This is a genomic window from Helicobacter sp. 10-6591 (assembly GCF_003288805.1).
Classification (GTDB): domain Bacteria; phylum Campylobacterota; class Campylobacteria; order Campylobacterales; family Helicobacteraceae; genus Helicobacter_F.
On the sequence record NZ_NHYK01000018.1, the window covers coordinates 25,385 to 31,863 of the forward strand.

General features: G+C 39.2%; 3 protein-coding genes. 1 reads left to right on the forward strand and 2 read right to left on the reverse strand.

Going from position 1 to position 6,479, the window contains the following annotated elements; all coding sequences use genetic code 11:
* Positions 1-69: 69 nt before the first annotated feature.
* Positions 70-1,089 (reverse strand): glycosyltransferase family 2 protein, encoded by a 1,020-nt coding sequence (locus tag CCY97_RS06545; protein ID WP_112064677.1) that lies wholly within the window; start codon positions 1,087-1,089, stop codon positions 70-72.
* Positions 1,090-1,247: 158 nt separating this feature from the next.
* Complete coding sequence (locus CCY97_RS06550) at positions 1,248-3,455, reverse strand: TonB-dependent receptor (RefSeq protein ID WP_112064678.1); 2,208 nt, start codon at positions 3,453-3,455, stop codon at positions 1,248-1,250.
* A gap of 126 nt (positions 3,456-3,581) precedes the next feature.
* On the opposite strand from CCY97_RS06550, the gene CCY97_RS06555 reads away from it, so the two are divergent.
* A partial coding sequence (locus CCY97_RS06555; RefSeq protein WP_146744518.1) for a S8 family serine peptidase occupies positions 3,582-6,479 on the forward strand: 2,898 nt, incomplete at its 3' end.

Here is a 6,479-nt window from a genome sequence, read left to right on the forward strand (position 1 = left end):
TTGGCTGAGCTATGGAATTTATCGGTAGAGATTGTGGAGCGGATTTGCTACAGGAGGCTTGTCCTAACTCTAGATTTTTTTCCTTCCCAGACTGAGTATATAAATAAGGATTCTTGCATAAGTCTGCCACTTGTGGTGGTATCTTAGAGAAGCTAAACAAGCGCGTAAATATGGAGGGATACATCTAATTATACCCCCCCCCATATTATCAGGGGTGTTATAGCGATATTCTAGCGCTACAACACTTTTGAGAATTCGTAGCGTCTTTTCTTGGGCTGTTTTGAAAGATGGATTTTCTACAATCTGTGGGATAGTATCTAAGTGCGCGATTTCATTTATCACGCGTGTAATGTCACTTACTTTTTTATCGCGCGTGTTCGTGTCAATTTTACGGGTGATAGAGGAATTGGAAGCGCAATACACATAAAGTCTATTAGTAATACCCACACTCAAACTAGCAAGCGCGCAGGAATAGAAACTCTTTAAAACGTCTTCAGCCATAGTAAGCGGAGCGTCTTCGCCCATATGTGCCACGATTAACGTGCGCACACGCTTAATGTGCGAAGCTTTATAAAGCTTCGCACATATGTGCCACGGCGGAGTGGCACAATGGGCGAAAACTTCATAGAGAATCTCCTCATTGTACAAAGGCTTGGTAATGACCTTGGGGCTTACACGGGTCAAAGTCGGTGGATCGTAGCGCATACCAAAAAACACAATATCTGGCAAATAAGTAGAAACCCCACTTGCCCCCATAAAACCTTCTTGGGCTTTCTTGTATGCTAGTTCACAGGCATTTAACTCCAAATAATCATCAGCATCCAAAAACAAAATATACTCTCCACTTGCTTCCTCTATACCTCTTAGTCTTGCATGGAATGTGCCGAGATTCTTAGGATTGTGGATTATCTTGATACGAGAATCTTTGCTGGCAAATTCTTTGGCAATTTGCATAGATTTATCCTTGCCACAATCATCAACGACGACTATTTCAATATCTTGCAATGTCTGATTCACACAAGAGTGCAATGCTCTTGCAATATATATTTCTACATTAAAAGTCGGGAGAATGATAGAGACTTTACTCATTAGTGCTCTCCTCCGCTAAAGAATCTTTGGTATTTAAGACTTGCTCTAGACCAAGCATGCAAATCCCACATCGCTCTGGTTGATATAGAAGTTTGCTTAATACAAGATATTTGAGAGGCAGAGATTATACAAAACTTACATGGCTTTGGCTGAGATGCTCAGTATTTGTAGCCAATCTGTGCATAGAAGCTTGCACCACCCACACGATAATAATCATAGTAGCGATTGTTTGTAATATTAGAAAACTGCACACTAAAATCAAAGCCTGAATGCATAGCATAGCCTAGTTTTGTGTTAAGAGTGAATTGAGTCTCATAGTTTGCAAAAGTATTGCTTAAAGGTTTGTTGTTAAGGTCGCTATTAAAAAACGCGGGAATATAATGTGCCCAAAGAGAAGCATAAAATCCAAATTTTGGAAAGTAATTCAAAAAAAGATTTGTCATATGCTTTGGTGTCTCTGCAAGCTGATTGCCTACAGATTTTGGACGCGTGGGATTGTTTAAAATAACAGCATTAGTAAGTGTGTAATTACCTTCCAAACTAAGCTCTCCAAAAAGAGGGAGTGTGAAGGCATACTCGATTCCATTTATCCGTCCACGTCCTGCGTTGATATTCTGAAATTGATCATTCTCTTTCCCACTCCCAGCGCGATAGATCATATCAAACATCTCGATTTGGTAGTAATACAAACTATGAGAAAAATACTCATTTTTGTATTCTGTACCTAATTCAAAATTCAATGCACGCTCGTGCTTGAGGTTTTGGTTGATAAGCCAAATTGAAGAAGTACTATATCGATACATATCACGCAAAGTAGCCACCCTAAACCCACTTCCTATACTTGCGCTGAGTTTAAGCGTCTGTGATTGGGAATCAAGAGGAAGGTAATTGAGCGCAAGTTTTGGACTTAGGACAGAAATAGTATTTGTGAGATTTGAGCGATTGTCTTGGGGTCTGTTACCATCAAAGAAGTTGCCATTAAAATTCATCCAATGATCAAACCTTAACCCCACACTCGAACTAAACTTCCCAAAATTTTCAGAATCAAGCCATAGAGAATCCACATTAGCATACAGCGATGAGACAAAGGCTTCTGCGCTAAGTTTGCGATAAGTATTTGTACGGGTACTATTGACGCGCCAATTTGTTATATTACGCATATCTTGGACAAATTGGTAGTAGCGAAACTGTGTGCCAAGTGAGAGTTTATGGTTTTCTGAATGCTCATCTTGGTAGATAACGTCCAAATAATTACTTGAAGAATCTGTATCCTGCGTCCATCCAGCACCCCCAGACCTATCTCCAGTCCCTTGCAGTGCATCTTGCCAGATACTAAAGAGATTGACACTTGAGAGCGAGACTTTGAGCGTACTGGATTCAAAACTATGCAAATAGCCAAGATTGCCAATGAGATGAGAGTAGCGCCCCATCCCCCCATATCCAGATCCGACAAAATAATCCTTCCCGTCCACAAGATGTGTGCTGTTGCCTTGCTGGTCTTTCAGATAAGAGACGAAATTACCGAAATCATACGAATAGCTTGAGAATCTTAAGCTGCCAAAAATTTCATCATTTGCGCCTAACTCATAACTTGTCTTTAACGCAATATCATAGGTTTGGAACGATCTGTCCCCGCCTGTGCCTATGATAGTGTTGCCTGCTTTGTCTTTAAATGACCCGCTGAGATTATTTAGACTCGTGCTTGCACTCTTTGGCAAAATCGTAGGAAAGTTTGAGTAGCCCTGTGTGCCTGTATAGCCTATGCTTAGTTTCACTCTTAGCTTATTGTCCATCAGCACATCACCTATGTTCCCGTAGAATCGAAGCACATTTTTATCTGCGGTATCTTTGACAAGCTCATTACCATAGCCTACAAATGCTTGTGTTTGGAATTTATCTGGCATAGAAGTGATGAAATTTATCACGCCGCCTATTGCTCCCGTGCCATAGAGACTAGAATAAGCTCCTCGTGCCACTTCAACTCGTTCAATATCATAGAGCGCTAGGCTATTAAAAATTCTATTTTCACCTTCTAGGTCGGTTAAGATCACATTGTCAAGCATCAAGAGCGTGCCATAATTGACACCTCGGATTCTTATTTTTGGCCGTGGATTAAAGCTCATATCACGCTCTACACGTACGCCTGAAAGCTTTTTGACTATATCTGTGGTTCGGAAGTTTGATACCTTAGTGATGTGATCAGAATCTACAATGCTAAGGTTTGAAGGTATGAGCGTTACGTCGCTCTCTAATGCAGAACCTGTGATGGTAGATTTACCTAACTGAACTTTTGTGGGGTTTTCCTCTGCCATTGCCTGTGTGGAGATAAATACAGACAATAACAGAGGCATTAAATACTGTTTCATTTCAACACCTCCTAGTAAAAAATTCCTAATATTATGAAGCTTTATAAAGCCAAAATTTTCAAGTTGAAGTAAAATCCAACGCTAAGTAATAAAGAATCTTATTTTACATAAAAAACGGTGGATATTATGAAAATATATCTTATTTTTATGATCAATGTTTTCTTCATACAAATGTCATTAGCAAACCAAATAGGATCAGCAAGTAACCAAACAACGCCCAAAGATTATTCTCAAAACCCCGTGATGACAATCATAGGTGTCGATACAGCAAGAGAGCAGAATCCACAGATTACCGGTAAAAATGTCGTTGTAGGGATATTAGAATCAGGATTTAACACCTCCCATGAAAGCCTGTATGGGAAAAATTCCTATGCCATAACCAATAATGTTTGTTGGGATAAAATTGGATGCGACCCATACAAAGCAGATAAAACCAATCGTCTAACCTATGCTCATGGCAATCATGTGGCAGGGATTATCCTAGGAGCAAAGATTGAAAGCCAAGATCCTTCTAAGGTCAATCCCTATGGTATCGCTTATAATGCACAATACCATGGTGTAGGGATTCTCAATCCTGCAAGTACTTACAATGGCAATCTCTATAATGAATTCAAAGACAAAAAAGAAATAAGGATTATCAATAACAGTTGGGGCGTGAAATTTTATCCGCTTATCAATCGGTACGATGCTGACGGTAGCTATGACTTTAAAGTCCCAGATAATGACAAAGCACAAAAAGGCTACCAAAGCATATTGACTGATAGCCAAAAACACGAACCCATAAGTACTAAGAGATTCTTCTCTCTTCTCCAAAAAGAAATAGAAATCAACCAATTCAACAAAAATGGCAAAGAGAATCTCGTGATGGGATTATACAAGCTCTCTCAGGAACGCAAAGTACTCAATATCTTTGGTGCTGGGAATTCTGGTACGGTTAGCCCATCGGCTATGGCTGTGATTCCAAGCTATGATGAAAACATAAGAAGTTGGCTTGTGGTAGGAGCATTAAAAACACACACAACAGATTCAGAGAGTGCTATCACAGAGTATGTAGAAAAAAAAGGAGATAAAATAACCATTAAATCCGAGGGAATTTATGCTTATAGCAACCACTTCAAAGGTTCTGCCCAGCTTTATGCGCTTATGGCACCAGGGGAATACATCAATTCTGCTAATGCGTATTATCAAAACATAAATAATCAAAATACTGACACCGGAGGACCTTGTGTCGATAGTGATGGCAAAACAGCCAAAGGAGATGTATGCTATATGAGCGGCACTTCAATGGCTACTCCTATGGTAAGCGGTGTAGCAGCACTTGTGCAGGAGAAATATCCTTTCTTAAACGGCGCACAGATTGCAGATGTATTGCTCACAACTGCCAATAAGAATATAGAAGCGCCAAAGCTCATTGTAAAGAATTCTCTTAATGGTCTTGAAACACAGTACACGGTGATCTATATAAGTGATTACAGCGCTAACAAAACGCAAGATGGCAAAGAAAACAAAGTACCTTTAAAAAGTGAAAATCCTCAAGAAATAGATATTGAAAAAGTAAAAAACGATTTGCAAAATATGCTAGATAAAAAGAAAACAAACACTCAAAAGCCTGAAATTGCTCCTAAAGCTACTTCTGTTAATAATGACTGCAAATACAATAGTTTGCTTACGCCAGAGTGCATTATCAATAAACTTCTCCAAACAAAAGATGAAAATCCAACTTCAGACAAATCACTTGAGCCTAAATACAACCACAATGCCATCATTACTCTCACTAAAGAAGAAGTCTTTGGTCAAGGCATTTTGGATGCTAACAAAGCTCTAGGTGGTCTTGCTGGACTTGATGCAAATAGATTAAACTTAGGGGATATACAAGACTTCCAAGAGATTCCTAGAACACAAGAAGTTTCTAAAACAGAAGTATCTCAACAACAAGCACCCCAAACACAAACACTTCAGGCAACACCAGTCTTAATACAAGCAGCACAGCCCTTAAATACTGAAGATAAAAATAATGCAAACAATGCACATTCTCAATTAAGCCAGCAGGAGCAAGAAAGAAAAAGCCTTATTGAATCCACAAAGCAAGCTTTCTATACGCTTGATACAACAACAGACAATCCAGCAAGCACATTTATATTCAGCAATGACATATCCCAGAGAACTTGGGATAACAAATACCATCTTGATGATGCGCTCAATTCCCCAAAAGAAACTATGCAATACATAACCAAAGTAGGTCTTATAAAGAAAGGCTCTGGCACATTGGTTTTAAGCGGAGTGAATACTTACAAAGGTGCTACAAGAGTCCAAGGAGGTGTGCTAGAAATAACAGGCAAACTTACAGAATCTAACGCATATGCAGAAGGCAATGGTATCTTAAAGCTCACTGGCAAGGATAATCAAAAGACTCAAGAGCAAGTGCAAGTGCAAGCAAAATCACAATCACAAAGTGTGCAACAACCCCAATCAGATTCCACCACCTCAGATCTTGTTGCCAAAAATGCCATTGCTAGAGACAATGGTTCTGTTATCTTGCATAACAATGTTAAAGTAGGCAATCTCTATGCCCAAAATCAAGGTGTTATCTATGCATTTAGTGGAAGCGCCAATGAAGCACATATCAGCGATGGTGGTGTACTTGTCGTGTCAAAGTCGCTGGGAGATTCTACAAACAATTATCTCAAAGCAATCCAAGAAAATAGCGCCACACAAATACAATCTAACAACACAAAAATTGAACTAAAAAATGTCAATCTAAAAACTGGAGGTATCCTCGCAGGCAATGGAACATTAGTAGGTGATATCAATAATGAGAGTGGTATAGTATATGCGGGATTTCTATCTAATAGAGATTCACTAAAAGATGCCTCAACCCTCACAATAAATGGTTCTTATACACAAAAAGATACAGGAAGTCTGCACATCCTCTATGATGGCTCAAGCAACACAAATTCTAAACTCAAAGCAAACAGTTACAATCTAGAAGGCGGCACTCTTGTCTTTGTCCCTACTTATGCTAAT